Source organism: Paenibacillus spiritus, assembly GCF_008710135.1.
GTDB classification, from domain to species: Bacteria; Bacillota; Bacilli; order Paenibacillales; family Paenibacillaceae; genus Paenibacillus_AQ; species Paenibacillus_AQ glufosinatiresistens.
The window spans coordinates 1-20,757 of sequence record NZ_VYKK01000043.1 but is presented as its reverse complement, the minus strand read 5'-3'; the positions used below and the strand labels follow the sequence as shown (position 1 = coordinate 20,757).

The window sequence follows — 20,757 nt, the reverse complement described above, 5'->3', positions numbered from 1 at the left end:
TGAAGCGAGACTTTACGGCAGCGAAACCCAACCAGAAATGGGTAACGGATGTGACCCAATACCGTGTAGGTGAACGCTGGCTGTATCTTTCAGCCATAAAAGATCTGTTCAACAACGAGATTGTTGCCTACCAACTGAGCGAACGTAACGACAATGAGCTGGTTCTACAGACCTTTGCCAAAGCCTTTGCAAAGCAAAAAGACGTGACCGGATTGGTCGTTCACAGCGACCAGGGATTCCAGTACACGTCTCATGCCTACCACGACATGCTGCCAAAGGTTGGGGCCCAAATCAGCATGTCACGCCGGGGCAATTGCCTAGACAATGCCTCTATGGAGAGCTTCTTCTCGCATCTCAAAACGGAAGGACTCTATCCTTATGATATCCGAAAAATGGCTGAGGCACAAAGAAGAATCGAGAAATACATACGGTTTTACAACCGAAGACGACCACAGCGTAAATTAAACAAACTGACGCCAGTAGAGTACCGACGCCAGCTTGCAACCTAGGTGTTTTTTTCAATGTCCACTAAATGGGGTCTTGACCATTAGTACCTGGCGGGTTCTTTGGCCGGACGGCGCCTCTTAGTCGCTCTTAGGGTCCGGGTGTACGGCAATCTGCCAATATGCCCGTCAATTCGGCGATGCAATCGGCTGTCCCCGCGTACGGCTTGCCGCTGCCGAGGAGTCGGTGCAGAACAGCGTGCAGGGATGAAGACAGATCCAGTTCTTCTTCCCAGACCCGCTCGGGCGCTCCGTGCTCCGGTTCATAGGCGGAGTAGAGCATGAACAGCATCATATGCCCGATATCGCACAGGTCGGATTGAATGCCGGGCGGCCGCAGGGAGCGGGGCATTCCTAAGGCCTCCGTATCGTACTCTTCCCACAGCGGACCCGACCCTCCTCCGATGGGACGGGCCAGTCCGAAATCAATGAGATAAAGGCCGTTTGCCTCAAGCAGGACATTGGGGATGCGCAGGTCCAGATGCACGAAGCCCCGATCATGCACATGGGATACACGCTCCAAGAGCTCAAGCGCCCATTCCAGACACTCCCGTTCGCCGAACCGGCGGCCCTCCGCGAAGATCAGGTCTTCCAGCGTGCGGCCTGCGATATAATCCAGCGCCAGCCAGCTACCCCTGCGATTCTCCCCATAAGCCCGGATTGCCGGAATAAAAGGGTGATCCAGCCCGGACAACACCTCTCGTTCCCGGGCCAGAAGCCGCCGGCCGGCGTCGGCTTTAGTCGGCTTGGCCACTTTGACGGCGACGGCGCCTCCTTCTTTCTCGTCCCGGCAATACAGCACAATTCCATAGCTGCCGATGCCCAGCACACGCTCTGTGCGAAACCGTCCCCCGATCAAGGAGCCGGCAGGATGGCGGTAATCTCTCCAGGCTGCGGCGAATCTTCTCAAGCGGTTCAGCATCTGTCTCCTCCCTTGTCGTGGCGCATGATTTCATTGAAGATTATAGCGCGTGCTCCGTCCCGGGAGAACCGGTCTTCGGAATGTTCCCGCTGCGGCGTTCACCCAACGGGCTCTGCCCGCATAAGCTGTAGCAGGGCGTTTGAGCAAAGGAGACTTGAGGGTGCACAATCACGTTACGAACATTTTGCAGCATATGGCCCACACCCATGAGCAGATGGCCCGGATTCTGGACGCCGAACGCCATGTGGCGGTCCGCCTCTCGGGAATCGTCCACGATTTGCCGGATGCGGAGCCCGACTTCGGCGATATTGCCGGACTGATCGAGAGCGCGGGTCAGGTCAACAAGAACATTACGGCCTATTTGAATGCATTCGCAGATTTACAGGAAGCGATGGCCGAACAGGTCGGCCGGGTTATCAAGGAACTGAACGGCCAGGAAGAAGAGTAGCGGGAGGCCATGGGTGATGAGCAGAGAACAGGCATATTTAAGAATGCTGGAATCGACGGCGGCCATCCAAGGCAACATCGCGTTGATTCTGGAGGCCAAAGCGGCAGAGGCGGAGAAAGTCCGTCATTGGGCGAATCACCATATCCATTCCAGCGCCTTCGACACCCACGAAGAGCAGTTAAAGGAATCATTGTCGTTCCATGAAGCCATTGTGGAGATGGTCGAAAGTCTGACCAAGCTGGAGAATGGTCTGTGCAGCAATCTGAAGGCGGTTCTCGATACCGGCGGCGAGGACGGCGGCGAGGAAGGCATGGGCGGCGGATTCAGCGGAATGGACGGCGGATTCGATTTCGGGAACACGGACAAATGAGCGCGGCGCGGCTGTCCGAACATGAGGTCAAGCTGGAGATGATCCGCTCCATTGCCCGCAGCCAGTCGGCGCTGGCCGCCATTCTGGAATCGGTTGCAGAGGTAGCCGGAGAATCCCCGCTCGCTGCCCGCAGACTGTGCGACAATGTCCGTATTCTCAGTGAGTATCAGAGTGCCATGTGCCGAATGATGTCGGGCATCTCGCTTGGGCCTGTCAAAACGGGCATTCCCGCGCCTCCCTGGCTGAAGCGTTCCTGCGGTGCGGGCATATCCCGTCCGCAGCCGCGCACCGTACAGAAGGAGTGATGGTTCCATATGAAGAAGAAGAGAGGAACGGCTGGAAGCCGGAAGGCTCTGGTATCCCGCAAAGCCAAAATTCGCAAAATCCGCAAGATTCGTAAAATTCGCAAGGGAACCGGGAGAGCGGTCCGATCCCGTATTCGGCGGCGGGGAAAGAAAGGCTCTCTCCGGAGAATAACCGCGCTGCGGCGGAAAAAACGGCTGCGGCGGCGGAGAATATCCCGCAGCATCCGGCCAGTGGAGGTCATTCCGGGACCGCCGGCGGAGCCCGCTGCAGAAGCGGCCCCCTCAACGGTAGAAGTGCCGCTGCCGTCGGATCTGGGCGTTCCTCCCGAAACGCCGCCGGCCGATGCCTTTCAGCAGGGTTACTCGGAGGCCTATGACATAGGCTTCGATGCCGGCTTTGCCAAAGGCTTCGAGGATGGACATAAGCTCGAATTTTCTTAATACAGGAGGCGCGCGGCTGCGCAGCCGCCGGGACTGCTCGATCAAGCCGAAGACGGCGTTCGACAGTCCTTTTTTTGTATGTTTTACAAATATAGGGGATGACATGTCAAAAAAAACCTACTATAATAGAAGATAGAAAGAGGCCCTGAATGGCGAGGTGGACGATGTGACGATAATTTACAGCAATACCGGAGCCGGGCTGGAAACGCCGGATTTGCGGGAAATGATCGAAGCCGAGATGGCCCGGCAAGGAATCGGGTTCGGAGAGCTTGCGCAGAGATCGTCCATCAACCGGGGAATATTCAGCGCTACTTTTAACCGCAATCCTCCGAAGCCGCTCTCCATTCGTCAGGTCGATCTGATGACGGAAGCGCTGGGACAGCCGGAAGGCTGGCTGTACGATCTGTTCGCCCTGGAATGCTTTGAGGGGGGAGGCGGCCACTGGAAGCGTATCAAGTCCTTCATGGTCCGCTGTGTGGATCTGGACCGCGAGGATCTGATTGAGAGCGTGCTGTCTCGTCTCATGGAAGAGCCCTCCCATACCGTGGAGGTCTTCGAGCTTGCGGAGAACCTGTTCGAGGAAGGAAGAAGAAAGGCATCCATCCCCTTCTACCGCTGTGTGGCGGAGAATGAGATCAAGCAGCATTCCGAACGGCTTGCGGTCAGCCAGTACAAATGGTTCCGGGCCCGGCTGGGTTCCGATCTTCAGTTGAACCGGGAAGCTGCGCTGCAATATGCTCCGTTCCGCCGGCGGGTTCCCGAGAACTATCAGCTGGACGGGCTGCTTCAACTGGCGAACATCAGCTTCAACCTTCACCAATGGGAAGATGTGATCGGCTATGCCGATGAGCTTCATGCGCTGATGAAAGCGATGATGGCGAACCGGCAGCATCTGGCAGGAATCAAGAGCCGCCGGCCGGCCGAGCCGCTCCGGACGGAGCGCCATCTGGTGGTCTATTACGGTCAGAGTTATCTGCTCAAGGGCAATGCCCTGGAATGGCTGGGAAGATTCGAGGAATCGCTGGCTTACATAGACGGTTACGAAGATCTCGGCTGGTTCCCTGAACTGGACGAGACCGGATGGCGAGAAGTAGAGAAATTCAAGCTTTTTGCCGAAGCGAACCGGTACAACTTATATATTCTGATGGGTCATACGGCCTGTCTGCCCGATTACGTCCGTTTCCTGGACAGACACCCGCAGGAATGGCTCCCCAGCCTGCTTACCATTATGGGCGCGGCGAACCGTTATCAATTCGATGTGGATGCTGTTCTGGACCATTTTGACCGGAGACTCCATGATTTATCGGACAGCTTGGCATCGCCGGGAAGCGCCTATTATCAGCCGACCTTTAACCGTGACCGTCAAGCCCACTTGTGCTATGAGCTTGCCGTCTATCACGCATACAAAGGCCGCTCCGACACTGCGATAGACTATGCGCTTCAGTCCTTGACCTATGCCCTTCCCAGCAGCAACCACTCGCTTGCCATAACCTGTATGGCCTGGTTCGAGCAGTTCCGCGAACAAGCCAGTCAGGGTCAGTTGGCTATATACCAAGATTTAATGAAAGGAGTGATTGGACATGCGCAAATACCTGAAGCTAGTACTGGCCATTGGTCTGCTGGCGGGCGCAGTCCAGCTTGGAACGTTTAGCGGCGCTTCCACGCAGGACAGCCTGATTAAGCCGTTCTCCAATGGCGAAGGCTCCTGAGTGCAGAACTCGGAGGAGTCGGACACCCCTCGCATCCTTGAGATGCGGGGGGTGTTTTTTTGCTGCCTCAATAGAAATAGGAGAAGTATGTGTTAACTAATATAACATAATTGTTGACTTCAGGAGAGTCGGACGCATATGATAAAGGAAAACATATAGTTGATGTGATATTTCCTTTCGTATATCCTTAATAATCGGTTTAAGGGTCTCTACCGGGAACCGTAAATTTCCGGCTACGAAATGTGCCACCGGCATGTTGTCGCAGCCTTTTTGGCGTTCAGGCAGAGCAGAGAAGGGACGATCCATAAGGGAGGAATCGGGCATGGGCAGCTATCTGATCAAGAATGCGGAGATCGTCACGATGAACGCAGGGGAAGATATTTTTACAGGGGATATTCGGGTTGTAGGGGACCTGATTACCGAGATCGGACCGAACCTGCTGCCGCTGGTGGATGAGACGATAATTGACGCCACGAACCGTACGGTCATTCCGGGCTTCGTGCAGACGCATATCCATCTGTGCCAGACGCTCTTTCGGGGGCGGGCCGACGATCTGGAGTTGATGGATTGGCTGCGCAGACGGATCTGGCCTCTGGAGGCGGCGCACGACGAAGAATCGCTCTACTATTCCGCCATGCTCGGCATCGGGGAGCTGATCTCGAGCGGAACGACGACGATTGTGGATATGGAGACCGTGCACCACACGGACTTTGCGTTTCAGGCGATTGCGAAGAGCGGCATCCGGGCATTGTCCGGAAAGGTCATGATGGACCAGAAGGGCAGCGACGTGCCTCTTGCGCTTCAGGAGGAGACCGCGGCCTCGCTGCAGGAGAGCGTAGATCTGCTCGAAAAATGGAACGGATTCGCCGAGGGACGCATCCGTTATGCTTTTTCTCCGCGGTTTGTCGTCTCCTGTACGGAGCCGCTGCTGAAGGAAGTACAGGCGCTCTCCGCCCGGTACGGCGTCAAGGTGCATACCCATGCCTCCGAGAACCGCGGCGAGATCGAAATTGTGCAGGCCATGACGGGGATGCGCAATATCGTCTACCTCGATCATCTCGGTCTTGCGAACGACCGTCTGATTCTGGCTCATTGCGTCTGGCTGGATGAAGAAGAGAAGCGGATTCTGCATGACCGGGGCGTTCATGTCAGCCACTGCCCGGGCTCGAATCTGAAGATGGCCTCCGGGATATCGCCCACCCACGAGCTGCTGCATCAAGGCGTGTCGCTCAGCCTCGGCGCCGACGGAGCCCCGTGCAACAACAATCTGGATATGTTCAGCGAAATGCGGCTGGCTGCGATTATCCAGAAGCCGCTGCATGGTCCGACGGCGATGGATGCCCGCTCGGTGTTCCGGATGGCGACAATCGGGGGAGCCAGAGCGGTCGGCATGGAGCGGGAAATCGGCAGTCTGGAAGTCGGCAAAAAAGCCGATCTGGCGATTTTGAATCTCGTTAATTTTCATACCTTTCCATCCTACGACCTGGACCCCATTGCCCGGATTGTCTATTCCGCCACCCGGGCCGACGTGGAGAGCACGATGATCGCAGGCGAGTGGGTCATGGAGCGCGGACTGATGAAGACGATTGACAAAGGAACGGTGCTGCGCGAAGCCGACCGCTGTATCCGGCGGCTGGTGGGGAAGACGGCTTTGGTATAACCGGAGGAAAGAGTGTTAAACCGCCATTGAAAGAAAAGAATGGCGAGCAGTCCGGAAGCCCCGCGGCAGCGGGGCTTTTTGAATTTACAAGGACCTCTTGCTATACTAGACGAATCGTTAACTTACATTTATAAGGAGATTGTCGTTGTGAGAAGCCAAAAAATTAACGGGCTGTCGTTCTATACGGTAGCCGCTCTGCTGCTCTTAAAGATGGTGCTGCTTCGGGATCTGTTCTATAACCGGGTTCTCTGGCCGATGCTGCCGGGAGATCTGGCGCCGGTGCTGCTGCTGCTCGGATTGCTGGCGCTGATCGTTCCGCGGCGCTGGAAGACGGCCTCGTTCTGGGCGCTGAATGCGCTGGTGTCGGTCATTCTGTTCGCTTCAAGCGTTTATTTTAACCACTTCGGCTCGGTTCCGACCTATCTGGCCCTCTCGGAGCTGGATCAGGTCTTCCAGGTCAGAGACAGTGTGGAATCGACGGTGCAGCCGGTTGATTTCTTGTTCCTGGCGGATCTGGCGGCCGGATTGATCTGGCTGATCGTGCGGGCGTTGTTCCGCCGTTCGCGGCGCGGGCGGTATAGCCCGGACTTCTCCGCAAGCCTGGGAGGAGCGGCGGTGCAGAGCGCCGGATGGAGAGGGAAGGAAAGCCGGGGACCGAGGCTCCGGGGCGTTTTTCGGATTGTCGTAGCGGTGTCGGTCGTAGGCGGGGGACTGCTCTCCGCCCATTTCATCCGGGACTCCAAAGGCATTACCAACGAGCTGATTCAGGCCGAAAGCGCAGGCTTTCTAAACTATGAAGTCGTCGCGGCTCTCAAAACCCGCGAGGAGAACAACCTGGTTGGCACGGGCAATATTAACGACACCATAGCGGAATGGAAAGAGCTCGAATCGTCCTATCCATACGGAGAAGCTAAGCCGGGCTCGTCTGCCGGGCAGACGCCTGCCTACTTTGGCTCCCAGAAAGGCAAGAATCTGATCGTCGTCCAGATGGAGGCCTTTCAGAACTTCCCGCTGCATCAGAAGCTGAACGGGGTGGAACTGACGCCCAATCTGAACAAGCTGGCGGATGAATCCTTCTATTTCCCGCAGGTGTTCCAGCAGATCGGCCCCGGCAATACATCGGACGCCGAATTCATGAGCAACACGTCGATTTATCCGATCGGTTCGCTCGCGATGTCTTCGGGCTTCGGCAACCGGACTATTCCCAGTCTGCCGCGCCTTCTGGAATCCAAAGGATACGAAGCGTACACGTTCCATGTGAACCGGGTAGGCTTCTGGGACCGCAAGGATTTGTATGCGGCGGTAGGATTCACGGGTTATTTTGACCGGCCGTTCTTCAAGGATGATCATTTCGGCCGTTTCGGCGCATCCGATGAGCAGCTCTATGTAACGGGAGTCGAGAAGCTGTCGGAGCTGGCTGCCAAGAAGCAGCCATTCTATGCACAGTTCGTGACCGTGTCCAGCCATCATCCGTTCGACGTTCCAAAAGCATTCCGCAAGATCGAGGTTCCGGAGAAGCTTCAGGATACCATGCTTGGCGATTACCTGACCGCAATTAACTACACGGATTATGCCATCGGCACCCTGATCGACGGGCTCAAGAAGAACGGACTGTGGGAGAATACGGTCATCGCCTTCTACGGGGACCATTTCGGCCTTCAGCCGCAAAATGTGGCGCCGGAGCAGGTGCAGGAGGCGCTTGGAATCCCTTATGATTCGCGCATCAGCCGGTTCAACATTCCGTTCATCATCCATGCCCCGGGGATGGCGAAGGGCCAGACCATAGCAACGACAGGCGGCCAGGTGGACATTCTTCCGACCCTTGCCAATTTGCTCGGCGTGTCGCTCCGGGAGGAGAACTTCACCGCTTTCGGCCATGACCTTCTGAACATTGAGAAGAATGTGATCGGGACCCGCTACTATATGCCGACGGGATCTTTCTTCAACAATGAGATTCTTTATATTCCCGGCAAAAGCTTCACGGACGGGGAAGCCGTCTCGTTGAAGACTTTGAAGCCTGTGGCGGATTTCACTCCCTACGAGAGCGACTACCGGTATATTCTGAAGCTCATGAAGCTGTCCGACGAATATGTGAAGCTGCTTCCGAAGCGGTAGGCCGCTTGCGGGATCAGCCGCTTCCATGCACCCCCACCACGGTGGGGGTTTTTTTGTGCTGCGCGGACGCAGCGGGCCCCGGGAATTCCCGCTTGAGAGTGCTACTCCTCCGGCTCGGACAGCAGCTCCCGCAGCATGCCCTCCCGGTCGTTCATGAAGGCCCGCGTAATGACAAAATGCTCGGTCTCCTCCAGAGGCACGCTGCGGATACCGTCCTCGTCCAGCAGGCAGATGTCCGCATAGGGGTAGGACATAAGGATCGGCGAGTGCGTGGCGATGATGAACTGGGAATGCCGGCCGACCAGTTGGTGCATCCGGGCAAGCAGGGTCATCTGGCGCATGGGCGACAGCGCCGCCTCGGGCTCGTCCAGCAGGTAGAGGCCCGTGCCGCGGAATCGGTTCATAAAAGCGGCGAAGAAGGATTCACCGTGCGATTGTTCATGCAGCGACTTGCCGCCGAAGGCGGTTCTGATCAATGGACCGGCCTCCGGCTCTTCGTCAAGCTGATCGATATAGGAGGCGACATTGTAATAGCTCTCGGCCCGGAGAAAGAATCCGTCTTTCGGCCGGTGAACGCCCCTGGCCAGCCGGAGGTGGCGGTACAGCGCAGAATGCGACGCCCGGGTCTCGAAGCTGAAGTTCAGGGTACCGCCCTCGGGGTTGAAGCCCCAGGCCGCCGCCAGGCCTTCCAGCAGAGTGGATTTGCCGCTTCCGTTCTCGCCGACAAGAAAGGTAACGGGCCGGTGAAAGGTCAAGCGCTGCAGACTCCGGACCGCCGGCAGCGAGAAGGGATAGGACTGAAACGAAGGAACCCGGTCGCGCAGCAGTTCGGCGTGGCGCAGGAACAATGAAGCATTCATCAAGAACATCCTTTCCGCGTAGAAGACTCGCCCCTATTATAGTAGCGCGCCTGAATGTTCGCCAGCCTATGGGGCAAATGCCAATTTGTTGGAAGCTGCGGACAGCAGTCTATGAGGCGAAAGCCGTCTCCGCATACTGTGATAAGGTCTGGAGAACACACAAGAGCAGGGTGAGGACTTGAAAATACAACCGAAACCAAGCCGAACACGCGAATACCGAATCGGATACCGGGCGGGCTACCACCAGGGAATGTGCGAAGCCGTCCGGCAGATGAATCCCGAAGCCCCGGGAGAGCGGCGGCCCCTCCGTCTGATGTATGTGCCGCAGGGCTTTGATGCCATTGATGCGGGCGTCATGGCTGCCCTGGGGGAGCTGACCTCCGAACTGATCGTCAGTCCTCCGGAGCGCATGCTTGCCGCTGCGGAAGAGAGCGCCCCCGACGCTGTGCTGGTGATGAACGGACTGCATGTTTTTCCGCCCGATCATCTGGAACAGATGGATGCCATTCGGTCCCGGGGAATCCGGACCGCGATCTGGTTCGTTGATGATCCCTATTTTACCGAAGACACCTCCGTGATCTGCCGGCACTATGATCATGTATTCACCCACGAGCTGGGCTGCGTGGACTTCTACCGCTCGCTCGGAGCCGATCATGTCCATTATCTGCCCCTTGGCGTCCATCCGGGAATGTACTATCCCAGACGGACTGCCCCCCGCTATGAGTACGATGTCGTCTTCATCGGCAACGCCTTCTTCAATCGCACGGAGCTGTTCGACAAGCTGGCGCCCTATCTCCGGAGCAAGAGGACCTTTATCGCCGGGGGCTTCTGGGAACGGCTGCAGACCTACGGCGAGCTGGCAGGCTGTATTCACAGCGGCTTCATCCCGCCCGAAGAGACGGCCAACTATTACAGCTCGGCGAAGCTCGTCATCAACATCCACCGTCCCTGGGAAGGCGGTCAGGACAACCGCAACGCATTTCAGATTCCCTCTCTGTCCATTAATCCGAGAACCTACGAGATCAGCGCTTGCGGCACGATGCAGCTGACTGATGTTCGAGAGGATCTCACCCGCTACTACCGGCCCGGCTATGATCTGGAGACCTTCGGTACGGCCGAGGAACTGCAGAGTAAAATCGAGTATTACCTGACCCATGACAAAGAACGGCGCCTCTTCGCCCTCCGGGGACTGCGGACCACGCTTCGCCGCCATACGTTCAAGGCAAGGCTGCCGGAGCTTCTGGATCTTCTGCAGAGCTGAAGGCTCTGCCATAAGGCCGCCGTACCTCAACGACCGACCAAAGGAGCGAATCAAGAATGAACCAGACCTATGTTATGCCGGTGCCCCCGTTCCCGCTGGACCCCGCCCAGGAAGCGAAGCTGCAGGGGCGGCTCAGCGGCTTCAAGAGCGGATACGATGAAGGATATCTGCGCGGAAGGCTTGCCATTCTGGACGGCCGGCCGGAAGAGCCGCTGCCGGTTCGGGACCTGCATGTCATGTATGTCGCCTCGGGCAAAGGCTATCCCTACTCGCCGCTTGACGAAGCGGTACTGGCCGCGCTGCAGACGCTCACGACCCGGGTGACGGTGACCGATGTCCGGCAGAATCTCGTTGAGCTGGCCGGCCGGGAACGGCCGGAGCTGATATTTGTGCTAGATGGCATGGATCTGCCGCTGGAGCAGGTTGACGCGCTGCGCGCTTCGGGCATTCGCACGGCCATATGGCTGACCGACGATCCGTATTACACGGATTTCACGATGAAGATCGTATCGCATTATGACTATGTGTTCACGCTGGAGCGCAACTGCATCGAGTTCTACCGCCAGCTCGGCTGCCGGGAAGTGCACTATCTTCCGTTCGCGGCATTCCGGCCGCATTACCGGCCGACGCTGACCCGCTCGCCCATCCGGCGCGACGTCAGCTTCATCGGGTCGGCCTACTGGAATCGCGTCCATTTCTTCCGGGGCATTATGCCGCAGCTTATGGAATTCAATACCGTCATCAACGGCATCTGGTGGGACCGTCTGCCCGAAGCCCCGCTCTACGGTGAGCGGATCGAGATCGGCAAATGGATGTCTCCGCAGGAGACGGCGGCCGCTTACAGCGGGTCAAAAGTGGTGCTGAACGTTCACCGTTCGCATATCGACGATGTGGTCAACAACAACACGCTGCAGATTCCCGCAGCATCGCCGAATCCCCGAACTTTTGAAATTGCGGCCACCGGCACGGTGCAGCTGATCGATTCGCGCGAAGATATTGCGACCTTCTACACACCGGGCGAGGAGATCGACACCTTCGCAAGCCCCGAAGAAATGCTCGACAAAATCCGCTTCTACCTCACGCATGAGGAAGAGCGCCGGAATATGGCTATCAAGGCAATGGAGCGTACGTTGCGAGACCATACGTACACGAAACGGATCCATCAGGCGCTGACGATTATATACGGGGAGTAAGCGGAGGCTGCTCTGCAATCACGGGGAGGTGAAGGCGCTCCGCCCGCAGCATACGGCGGAGGCGCCGCTCGAATTCATGGCGGATAAAGCGACGATTATCCTGTTTTCCCATGTATCCAACCAGGCGAGCATTACAGGGGCGGAGAAGCTGTTGCTGCTCCTGGCCCGGGAACTCGCGGCCGGGTTCGACTGCATTATGGCAGCGCCGCAGGAAGGAATTCTGACGAGGCAGGCGCACCTCGCCGGAATCCGTACGGAGCTGCTGCCTCTGCCGCTGCTGTACGGCATGTATACGCCGTATCCGGGGCTGGAGCAGGATGCCGAGCGGCTGCGGAGCGACCGAAGCTACGAGCGGCTGACGGAATGGCTGAGTGCGGCGAAGCCTTCCCTGGTCGTCGTCAATACCTGCGTCCATGCGCTTCCGGCCATGGCTGCACGGGCGCTTGGTATTCCGGTAATCTGGCTGATTGCCGAGACGCTGGGCGGAGGCGGCTTTGCGGAGATCAGCACCGGGTTGATCGACCGGTACAGCGACCGCATTCTTGCCATCTCGGAGACAGCGGCTTCACCGTTCCCGCCCGAAGTGCGCCAGGCGAAACTGACGATGCTGCCGCCGACCTGGAGTGCGGGCGAAGCGCCGGAAGCGATCCGGAGCAAGCTGCGGAGCGAACGTCGGCGGGAATGGTCCGTGTCTCCGGAGCAGCCGCTGATCGGATATGCATCTTCCTTTCTGACCCAGGAGAAAGGACTCGAGCATTTCGTGCATATGGCGGCACTGGTTGCGCAGCAACGCCCGGATGCCCGCTTCATCGTAGCGGGCGCCATGCGGGAGGCGAGCTACTATAAGCGCTGCCTCCGCAAAGTCAAAATCGAAGGGCTTCGCAGCCGATTCCGGTTCATTGGCTACGAACAGCATCCGGCGGAGTTCTACTGCGCAGTGGATATCCTCGTCGTGCCGAGTCTGATCCGCGAAGGATTCGGGATGACTGCGCTGGAGGGTCTGGCTTCCGGCAAGCCTGTGGTCGCCTATGACTGCGGAGGACTCGGCGAGATTCTGCGCACAGCCGGCCGGGAAGACTGGCTCGCCGCCCGCGATCACATCGGCGAGCTGGCCGGAAACGTGCTGCAGCTGCTCGCCGATCCCGGAGCCGCCGCCGCGCTCGCGGACGACGCCAAGGCCCGCGTAACAGCGGCTTACGGCCCCGGCGCGCACCGTGCCCGCGTAGCCGCGCTGGCGGCAGACTGGCGCGCCGCCTGGGCGCCTGGGCCCGGGCCGACGCTGCCGCCGCCAGCGGCCCGGGCGCCGGACGCGCCGCCGCCAGACGCGCCGGCGGCATCCGGCGCCGAAGCGGAGCTCCCGCCGCCGGACCCGGCGGCGGGCAGCGGGCCGGGCCCGGCGGCGGGCAGCGGGCCGGGCCCGGCGCTGCTCCGCCGGAGCGGACGCCGCGCCGATCGCTCCGGCGCCCGGCTGCGCCGGGGCAAGCTGCGCCGGGGCAAGCTGGGCCGCGGGAAGCGGCGCCGCAGCCGGGCGGTCCGCCGCAAGGCCGGGCGCCAGAGCCGCCGGACCCGGACGGCGGTGCGGCGGCGCAGCGGCGGCGGACGCAAGCGCAGAAGCCGCAAGCGCTCCGCCCGGGCGTCGGTCTAGCGGACTTCTGCGCCCGGGCGCCCGATTTCTATTATGGCAGGAGAGTGACCTATGAAAGTAATGACGATATTGGGCACACGGCCCGAGATCATCCGCTTGAGCGTCATTATTCCGCTCCTTGACCGCTATGCGGACCGTCATATTCTGGTGCACACCGGCCAGAACTTCGCCGCTTCGCTGAGCGGTATCTTCTTCACGGAACTGGGACTTCGCCAACCGGACTACATCTTGCAGGACCGGCAGTCCGGACTCGGCGGACAGATGGCCGCCATGTTCGGCGGACTGGAGCCGATTCTCGAACGGGAGCGGCCCGACCGCGTCCTGCTGCTCGGGGATACGAACAGCGCGCTCTGCGCAATTCTCGCCGAGCGGATGGGCATCCCGGTGCTTCACATGGAAGCGGGGAACCGCTGCTACGACCTGGAGGTGCCGGAGGAGAAGAACCGGCGCGTGATTGACGCCGTCTCGACGATCAACATGCCGTACACGCCCCAGAGCAAGAAGCATCTGGTCGCCGAGGGTTATCCCAGCCGCCGGATTGTGCTGACCGGCAATCCGATCTATGAAGTCATGCGGCATTATGCGCCGCAGATTGCCGGCAGCGATGTGCTGGCCCGGCTGGGCCTGAAGGCCGACGACTATTATCTCGTCACCGCGCACCGCGCGGAGAACGTCGACCGCCCTGAATCCCTGAAGCAGATTCTGGAGGGACTTAACCGGGTGGCCGAGGAGTCGGGGCGCCGGCTGATCTGCAGCATTCACCCCCGGACGAGGTCCCGGCTGGATGCGGAGCCGGCGCTTGCTATGCATCCGCTGGTTGAATTTCATGAACCGTTCGGCTTCTTTGATTTCGTGGCGCTGGAGCGGGACGCCCGCTGCGCGATCACCGACAGCGGCACGGTTCAGGAGGAATGCTGCCTGATGAATGTGCCGACCGTAACCATCCGGCGGACGACCGAGCGGCCCGAGACCGTCGACTGCGGGAGCAATGTGGTCTCCGGCGTGGAAGCCGGAGCCATTGCCCGCTGCGTCCGGCTTATGACATCGGTCAGCCGGGACTGGGAAGCGCCGGAGGGCTACAAGGACCGGGATGTCTCCTTGAAGGTAGTCAAATTTGTGCTTGGAGGGAACCTGCATGTTCAATAATCAGAGGATTTTGGTCACCGGCGGCACCGGTTCCTGGGGGCATGAGCTGATCCGCCAGTTGCTGCCGCAGAATCCGGAGGAAATTATTATCTTCTCGCGCAGCGAATCCGCCCAGGTGGCGATGAGCCGGGAGTTCGAGGACAGCCGCCTGAGCTTCGTCATCGGAGATATCCGGGACCGCGAAGCGTTGACCATGGCTTGCCGGGGCGTCGACTATGTCTTTCACCTGGCGGCGCTGAAGCATGTGCCGGTATGCGAGGATCAGCCCTATGAAGCGCTCAAGACGAATGTCGTCGGCACCCAGAATGTCATTGAGGCAGCCGTGGCCGGCAAGGTCAAGAAGGTCATTTATATCTCTACCGACAAGGCGGCCAATCCCTCCAACTTCTACGGGATGACCAAAGCGATCGGCGAGAAGCTGATCGTGTACGCCAACCTGCTCGGCTCGGAGACGAAGTTCGTCACGGTGCGGGGCGGGAATGTGCTGGGAACGAACGGCAGCGTGATCCATCTGTTCAAGAAGCAGATTCAGGACAAATCCGAAGTGCGCATTACCGATTTCAAAATGACCCGCTTCTTCCTGACGCTCCGCGACGCCATCTCCCTGCTGTTCAAAGCCTCCGAGGTCAGCGTCGGCGGCGAAATCTTCGTGATGACGATGCCGACCTGCCGGATCGTCGATCTGGCCCAGGTGCTGATCGAGGCCTCCGGCAAGCCGGATGTGCAGATTACCCAGACGGGTATCCGTCCCGGCGAGAAGATCCATGAAATTCTGATGAGCGATTTCGAGAGCCAGACGACCGTCGTCTACGACAGCCAGTACCTGGTCATTCTTCCGACGCTGGATATGCCGCATCTCAAAGCCCGTTACAGCGGCTACGCCCCGGTCTCGTTCAGCAGCTTCAGCTCCGAGAACAATCTGATGAATCCGCAGGAAATCCGGGACATTCTGATCCGGGGAGGATTCCTGCAATGAAGCTGCTCATTCTCGGCGGGAACGGCATGGCGGGGCATATGCTGGTCGATTATTTCCGGAGCCGGGGGCGGTACAGCGTATTCTACACGACCCGGGACCGCGGGGATGCGGAAGGGCTGCTGCTCGATGCGGATGATACGGCGGCGGTCGAGCGCGCGGTCTCGCTTGTGGCTCCCCAGGTCATCATCAACGCGCTCGGCGTCCTGAATCAGAGCGCCGAGCAGCGGCTGATTGACGCCTACCATATCAACAGCTTCCTTCCCCACCGGCTGCGGCGGGCGGCGGATGCGGCGGGAGCGCGGCTGATCCATATCAGCACGGACTGTGTATTTGAAGGCACGCGGGGATCGTACACTGAGGACGACATTCCGGACGGAACCTCGGCGTATGCCGTTACCAAGAAATTGGGCGAAGTCCGCGAACCGGGACATTTGACCATCCGCACCTCGATCATCGGGCCCGAGATCCGGCAGGGCGGCATCGGCCTGATGGGCTGGCTCCTCTCGCAGCGGGGCAACGTTCCGGGCTACCGCCGGGTTCTGTGGAACGGAGTGACCACGCTGGAGCTGGCCAAGGCGGCGGAGACCATGCTGGACTCTCCCGTATCCGGGCTGATCCATCTTGCGCATCCGCATCCGCTCAGCAAATATGAGTTGCTGCTTGCGATGCAGGCGGCGTTCGGGCTGAAAGAGATCTCCATCGTTCCCGACGACGGGCCGGTACAGGACCGGACGCTGGCCGCGACGCGTCCGGATGCCGTCTTCAAGCTGCCGTCTTACCCCGAGATGCTGGAGGAACTGGCGGCCTGGATGAAGAACTCCGGACGGCGGTACGCATGAACGGCGGGGAGGAGTCCTTCCGGGGCCGGCGGGTGCTGATTACCGGCGCAGGCGGCTTCAGCGGCCGCCATGCCGCAGCGCTGTTTGCTTCGTTCGGCGCCGAGGTAACGGCCGTCATTCGCCGGCCCGCTTCCCGGAGAAGCGGAGGCCTGCCGCCGTTTCCGCCGATGCCGCCCGGGGCGTCCGTGGCCGTCTGCGATCTGCAGAACCGTGCGGGTGTCCGGCTGCTGCTGGAGCGCTCCAGACCGGACTATATTCTTCATCTGGCGGGCCGCAACTCGGTTCCCGAATCGTGGCGCGATCCCGCAGGCTATCTGGAGAGCAACGTCATGGCCGCCGTCTATCTGCTGGAAGCCTTGGAATCCCTGCCGGAGACCCGTCTGCTCGTAGCGGGGTCCCGGCTCAAAGTCCGGCCGGAATCGGGAGAGGGGCCGCCGCATCCCTACAGTCTCAGCAAGACGCTGGAACAGTGGGCCTGTCTGGTCTGGGGCGATCTCTTCCACCGGCGGGTCTGGGTGGCCGAACCGTGCAATCTGATCGGCCCGGGTCCGTCGACCGGTTTCTGTTCGCTCCTGGCGGGCCATATCGCCCGCTGCGAGGCGGAAGGTCCGCAGCCGGCGTTTGCCATCTCTTCCCGCAGCGCGCGCCGGGACTTCCTGGATGTCCGCGACGCCGTCCGTGCCTATGCCGCCATCCTGGAGGGGGGAGAGCCGGGCACCGTCTACCGGATTGACAGCGGCGTATCACGAACGCTGGGGGAAATGGCGGACGGTCTGCTGAAACTCTCGAAGGCTGACGTTCCGGTCGTCTGCGAAGCGGGAGAAGTCTCCGGCGCAGCGCGCACCGGCAGCCCCCCTCCTTCCGGGACCGAAGAAGACCCGGGATTTGCGGGACACTCCTCCGCTTCCGCCGTCCGTCTCGGCTGGGGGGCCCGGGTTCCGCTGGAACAATCGCTGGAGGATCTTCTTAACTATCAGCGGCAATGGGTTCAACGACACAACGGGAGGGAAGAGCAGCCATGAACCCCAAGGTATCCGTTATTATCCCGTTCTACAATTGTCCGTATATCGGAGAGGCGCTGCAAAGCGCCCTCTCCCAATCTCTTCCGGCTTACGAGATTATCGTGGTCGATGACGGCAGCACCCTTTTTGCGGACCGTATCGATCCCTACCGATCCCGCATTCATTATTTGGGCAAAGCTAACGGCGGCACCGCGTCCGCGCTTAACCACGGCATTTCGATGGCCTCCGGAGACTATATCGCCTGGCTCAGCTCCGACGATGTCTTCTATCACGACAAGCTCAAATTCCAGTCTGCGTTCATGGAACAGCACGGCCTGCTGATCTCCTATACGAATTTTCACTACATCAATGAGCACTCCCAGTGCACGGAGATGAACGCGAGCGTCGTCTTCTCGAATCCGGCCGATTACCTGCGCTGCTTCCTTCAAGGCAATCCGATCAACGGATGCACGGTCATGATGAGACGGGAATTGTTCGGCGCCGTGGGACGCTTCGATGAGTCGCTTCCGTTCACCCACGATTATGATCTGTGGCTGCGATGCATCGTCCGCGGATGCGCGCCCGTCATGCTCAATCAGGCGCTGACCGGCTACCGGCGTCACAGCGGCATGGGCACGCTGCGCCATTACGATACGATTCTGGCAGAGGCCGCCGCCACGGCGGCGCGCTATGCCGATCCGCTGCGGCAGCTCGTCGCTGCCATAGGCGGGTGAGGGCGGTCCCGGGGCAGCCGCTGCAGGCAAGCGAGGAGGGATGCGTCATGTACCGGGAGATCGTCGTTCAAGACTTTCTGCCCCTCTTTCTGGAACAGCTGAAATTCTGCGACAGCATATTGGATATCGGATGCGGTACGGGCGTGCTGCTGGAACGCTATCAGGCTTCTCTGGTCATTGCGCTGGAGATTCACCGCCCTTATCTGGAGAACCGGCAGTTTGAAGCCCCGCATATTATTCCGGTTAACGCGAATGCAGCGGATATCGGGAGATTGTTTCTGCCCCGGACCTTCTCGGCGGTAACCTTCGTCGATTCGCTGGAGCATTTTCCGAAGGAGGAAGGCATGCGCCTCCTGGAGGCAGCGGCTGCTCTGGCAAGAAGCCGGGTGGTGGTATTCACGCCAAGAGGTTATTTTCCCCAATCGAATACGGATTACTATCATCTGAAGGGGGAGATCTATCAGGAGCACCGAAGCGGCTGGGAGGTGGAGGATTTCCTTCGGCTCGGCTTCGAGGTCACCGTGCTGAAGGGGTTTCATACGGCTTCCAACCTGGCGTTTCTCGATTCATTCGGAGCGGAGCATCCGCCGGTGGATGCCATACTGGCGAGCAGGGAGGTGCTGACATGAACGAAATGCCTCTGGTGTCCGTCGTCATTCCATTCTACAACTGCCCGTATGCGGTTCAGGCGGTGGAGAGCGTGCTCGGGCAGACCTATGCTCCAATCGAGATTCTGGTTGTGGATGACGCCTCGGAGCGGCATACGGAGCAGCTGGCTCCTTATCTGGACCGGATCCGGTATATCCGCAGAAGTGTCAACGGCGGGACCGCCGCCGCCCTGAACCGCGGAATTGAAGAGGCCAAGGGCTCCTATTTTGCCTGGCTCAGTTCGGATGACCGGTTCCATCCCGGCAAAATTGCGGCCCAGCTGGACGCCTTGCACCGTTCGGGACGGCGCTTCTGCCACACCGGATACGCCTATATCGACGGGAACGGCAACAGGCTTCCCGAAGGGGAGGTCATCCTTTCTTTTCGCGACCGGAAGGAACTGATCGCCACGCTGATGAAGGGCTGCCCGGTCAATGGGAGCAGCGTGCTGATGGACATGGAGCTCTTCCGCAGAGTCGGACTCTTCGACGAGCGCTTCCGCTATACCCATGATTACGAGCTCTGGCTCCGCGTGCTGCCGCATTACGAGTGGGAGTACATCCCGGTTCCGCTTCTGGATTACCGGGTGCATTCCGAAATGGGCTCGAAGCGGCACGGAAGCGAGCAGGCCGCTGAAATCGGCATGATCCAGCAGAAATACCGCCGGGCCTTAAGCCGGCTGCTGCGCAGGGAGGGATACGCATGCGGATCGTCTTTCCGGTTCTGACACTGTGCCGGGGCGGAGCCCAGCGCATGCTGGCTGAGCTTACGAACCGTCTGTCGTACAGAGGGCATGAGGTGATTCTGCTCATGCCCCCTCAAGGAGTGGTGGAGTATCCGGTATCCAGCCCGATTTGGGTCACGGACGGAGCGCTGAAGGCCGAGGATTTCCCCAAGGCGGATCTCATCGTCTCCAATTTCTATACCACCGTGCCGCTGGCGGAAAGCGCAGCTGCGGCCGGCAAAGGCGTTCACGCCCGGCTGGCTCTCTGCTACGAGCCCGCCTTCCTGCCGGACAATACCCGGTCCTTCGCTTCCTACCATGCCACGCCGCATTTATTCGTGCTCTCCCGCTGGCAGCAGGAGATTGTCCGGCTTCACCACGGCATCAAGGGACGGATTGTTCCCATAGGCGTAGACGGTCTCTTCACCAATCTGGGCCTGCGCGATCAGCCGGGACGGCGGCTGACCGTTTCGGCTATCGTCCGGAAGCCCGAGGGCGGATTCTCCGGACACCGGGAGCAGGAATATCTGCTCCGGGAACTGCGACGGATCAAGCATACCCGGCCCGACACCGAGGTCATGCTGATGATGCCTCCGGGGGAACTGGCGGAGTCTCCGGAACTTCAAGCGCTCAGCAGGGAGGAGAGCTTCACGGTAAGGACGCCTGCCGATGACCGGGAGCTCTGCTATCACTACAACGAGAGCCATATCTTCGTGAGCGCGAGCACGTACGACTCCGGTTCTTTGCCGGGACTGGAGGCCATGCGGTGCGGCGCTGCGCTGGTCTGCGTCTACTCGGGCGGCAATCTGGAGTACAGCCATACCCGGCGCAACTGCCTCATGTCCTACCGCTATGAGGAACGGCTTGGCGCCGACGTGCTTCGTCTGCTGGAGCAGCCGGGGCTGCGCAGCGAGCTTGCCGCCAAAGGGGAGCGGGATTCCCGGCGTTTCACCTGGGAGCGGAGCGCAGACTTGTTCGAGCGGGGCTTGCTGCAAGTGCTGGAAGAAGATTCTGGGAGGTAAAGGTCTGTTGGTCCTTATCCCATATTAGCAGACTGCTCCCGTTGCAGGGAGAAGAACCAAGACACCCTTAGGAGAAGCGGCCTGTCCTATGACAGGTGGCAACCCTGAGGGTGTTTTTTCGAGTCAATGAGGTTTGTCGGAACCGGTTATTGTAATCTGTTTGGAAAAAATAAAAACGGCCGTTCCAGGATGAAGTGCACCCCTTAGAATAGACATTGGAAAAACCCCCTGGTTA

General features: G+C 59.6%; 21 protein-coding genes and 1 riboswitch. Of the genes, 19 read left to right on the top strand and 2 right to left on the bottom strand.

The window, feature by feature from the left end; genetic code table 11:
- Positions 1-509: IS3 family transposase (locus tag F4V43_RS19395; RefSeq protein WP_150459912.1), on the top strand; the 509-nt coding region annotated here is incomplete at its 5' end.
- An 85-nt stretch (positions 510-594) separates the two neighbouring features.
- Here the strand turns inward: F4V43_RS19395 and F4V43_RS19390 are convergent.
- Positions 595-1,425 (bottom strand): serine/threonine protein kinase, encoded by an 831-nt coding sequence (locus F4V43_RS19390; protein WP_150459911.1) that lies wholly within the window; start codon positions 1,423-1,425, stop codon positions 595-597.
- Between the two features lie 160 nt (positions 1,426-1,585).
- Between F4V43_RS19390 and F4V43_RS19385 the strand changes: the two genes are divergently transcribed.
- From F4V43_RS19385 to F4V43_RS19355, 7 genes are all read left to right on the top strand, one after another.
- Positions 1,586-1,873 (top strand): nucleoside-diphosphate sugar epimerase, encoded by a 288-nt coding sequence (locus tag F4V43_RS19385; protein WP_150459910.1) that lies wholly within the window; start codon positions 1,586-1,588, stop codon positions 1,871-1,873.
- Positions 1,874-1,889: 16 nt separating this feature from the next.
- Positions 1,890-2,243 carry a restriction endonuclease subunit S gene (locus F4V43_RS19380; RefSeq protein ID WP_150459909.1) on the top strand — a complete coding sequence of 118 codons (354 nt, stop codon included), beginning with the start codon at positions 1,890-1,892 and terminating at the stop codon, positions 2,241-2,243.
- Complete coding sequence (locus F4V43_RS19375; protein ID WP_150459908.1) at positions 2,240-2,548, top strand: hypothetical protein; 309 nt, start codon at positions 2,240-2,242, stop codon at positions 2,546-2,548. Before F4V43_RS19380 ends, F4V43_RS19375 begins: the two co-directional genes overlap by 4 nt.
- Positions 2,549-2,557: 9 nt before the next feature.
- A complete protein-coding gene (locus F4V43_RS19370) occupies positions 2,558-2,989 on the top strand; it encodes a hypothetical protein (protein WP_150459907.1) in 432 nt (143 codons plus the stop codon).
- Positions 2,990-3,155: 166 nt separating this feature from the next.
- Entirely contained in the window at positions 3,156-4,640 is a 1,485-nt protein-coding gene (locus tag F4V43_RS19365) for a DNA-binding protein (protein WP_150459906.1), read from the top strand.
- A gap of 215 nt (positions 4,641-4,855) precedes the next feature.
- A riboswitch (purine riboswitch) is annotated at positions 4,856-4,954 on the top strand.
- A 66-nt stretch (positions 4,955-5,020) separates the two neighbouring features.
- Complete coding sequence (locus F4V43_RS19360) at positions 5,021-6,358, top strand: 5'-deoxyadenosine deaminase (protein ID WP_150459905.1); 1,338 nt, start codon at positions 5,021-5,023, stop codon at positions 6,356-6,358.
- Between the two features lie 147 nt (positions 6,359-6,505).
- Positions 6,506-8,473, top strand: a complete 1,968-nt coding sequence (locus F4V43_RS19355; RefSeq protein ID WP_317983801.1) for an LTA synthase family protein — start codon at positions 6,506-6,508, stop codon at positions 8,471-8,473.
- A gap of 101 nt (positions 8,474-8,574) precedes the next feature.
- Here F4V43_RS19355 and F4V43_RS19350 read toward each other — a convergent pair whose 3' ends face one another.
- Positions 8,575-9,342: an AAA family ATPase gene (locus F4V43_RS19350; protein WP_150459904.1), complete on the bottom strand. Its 768-nt coding sequence runs from the start codon at positions 9,340-9,342 to the stop codon at positions 8,575-8,577.
- 169 nt (positions 9,343-9,511) lie between these two features.
- Between F4V43_RS19350 and F4V43_RS19345 the strand changes: the two genes are divergently transcribed.
- The 11 genes from F4V43_RS19345 (at position 9,512) to F4V43_RS19295 (ending at position 20,522) form a co-directional block, all read left to right on the top strand.
- A complete protein-coding gene (locus F4V43_RS19345) occupies positions 9,512-10,594 on the top strand; it encodes a glycosyltransferase (protein ID WP_150459903.1) in 1,083 nt (360 codons plus the stop codon).
- Between the two features lie 56 nt (positions 10,595-10,650).
- Positions 10,651-11,787 carry a glycosyltransferase gene (locus tag F4V43_RS19340; RefSeq protein ID WP_150459902.1) on the top strand — a complete coding sequence of 379 codons (1,137 nt, stop codon included), beginning with the start codon at positions 10,651-10,653 and terminating at the stop codon, positions 11,785-11,787.
- 76 nt (positions 11,788-11,863) lie between these two features.
- A complete protein-coding gene (locus tag F4V43_RS19335) occupies positions 11,864-13,432 on the top strand; it encodes a glycosyltransferase family 4 protein (protein ID WP_150459901.1) in 1,569 nt (522 codons plus the stop codon).
- A gap of 51 nt (positions 13,433-13,483) precedes the next feature.
- Positions 13,484-14,578: a non-hydrolyzing UDP-N-acetylglucosamine 2-epimerase gene (wecB, locus tag F4V43_RS19330; protein WP_150459900.1), complete on the top strand. Its 1,095-nt coding sequence runs from the start codon at positions 13,484-13,486 to the stop codon at positions 14,576-14,578.
- Entirely contained in the window at positions 14,568-15,554 is a 987-nt protein-coding gene (locus tag F4V43_RS19325) for a polysaccharide biosynthesis protein (RefSeq protein WP_150459899.1), read from the top strand. Before wecB ends, F4V43_RS19325 begins: the two co-directional genes overlap by 11 nt.
- Positions 15,551-16,393, top strand: a complete 843-nt coding sequence (locus F4V43_RS19320) for a dTDP-4-dehydrorhamnose reductase family protein (protein WP_150459898.1) — start codon at positions 15,551-15,553, stop codon at positions 16,391-16,393. The genes F4V43_RS19325 and F4V43_RS19320 overlap by 4 nt, the downstream gene beginning before the upstream one ends.
- Positions 16,390-17,415 carry an NAD-dependent epimerase/dehydratase family protein gene (locus F4V43_RS19315; RefSeq protein ID WP_150459897.1) on the top strand — a complete coding sequence of 342 codons (1,026 nt, stop codon included), beginning with the start codon at positions 16,390-16,392 and terminating at the stop codon, positions 17,413-17,415. Before F4V43_RS19320 ends, F4V43_RS19315 begins: the two co-directional genes overlap by 4 nt.
- Positions 17,412-18,128, top strand: coding sequence for a glycosyltransferase (locus F4V43_RS19310; protein ID WP_150459896.1), 717 nt, complete (start codon positions 17,412-17,414; stop codon positions 18,126-18,128). Before F4V43_RS19315 ends, F4V43_RS19310 begins: the two co-directional genes overlap by 4 nt.
- Positions 18,129-18,175: 47 nt before the next feature.
- Positions 18,176-18,757: a class I SAM-dependent methyltransferase gene (locus tag F4V43_RS19305; RefSeq protein WP_150459895.1), complete on the top strand. Its 582-nt coding sequence runs from the start codon at positions 18,176-18,178 to the stop codon at positions 18,755-18,757.
- Positions 18,754-19,503, top strand: a complete 750-nt coding sequence (locus tag F4V43_RS19300) for a glycosyltransferase family 2 protein (RefSeq protein WP_150459894.1) — start codon at positions 18,754-18,756, stop codon at positions 19,501-19,503. The genes F4V43_RS19305 and F4V43_RS19300 overlap by 4 nt, the downstream gene beginning before the upstream one ends.
- Positions 19,479-20,522, top strand: coding sequence for a glycosyltransferase family 4 protein (locus F4V43_RS19295; RefSeq protein WP_150459893.1), 1,044 nt, complete (start codon positions 19,479-19,481; stop codon positions 20,520-20,522). Before F4V43_RS19300 ends, F4V43_RS19295 begins: the two co-directional genes overlap by 25 nt.
- Positions 20,523-20,757 lie beyond the last annotated feature (235 nt).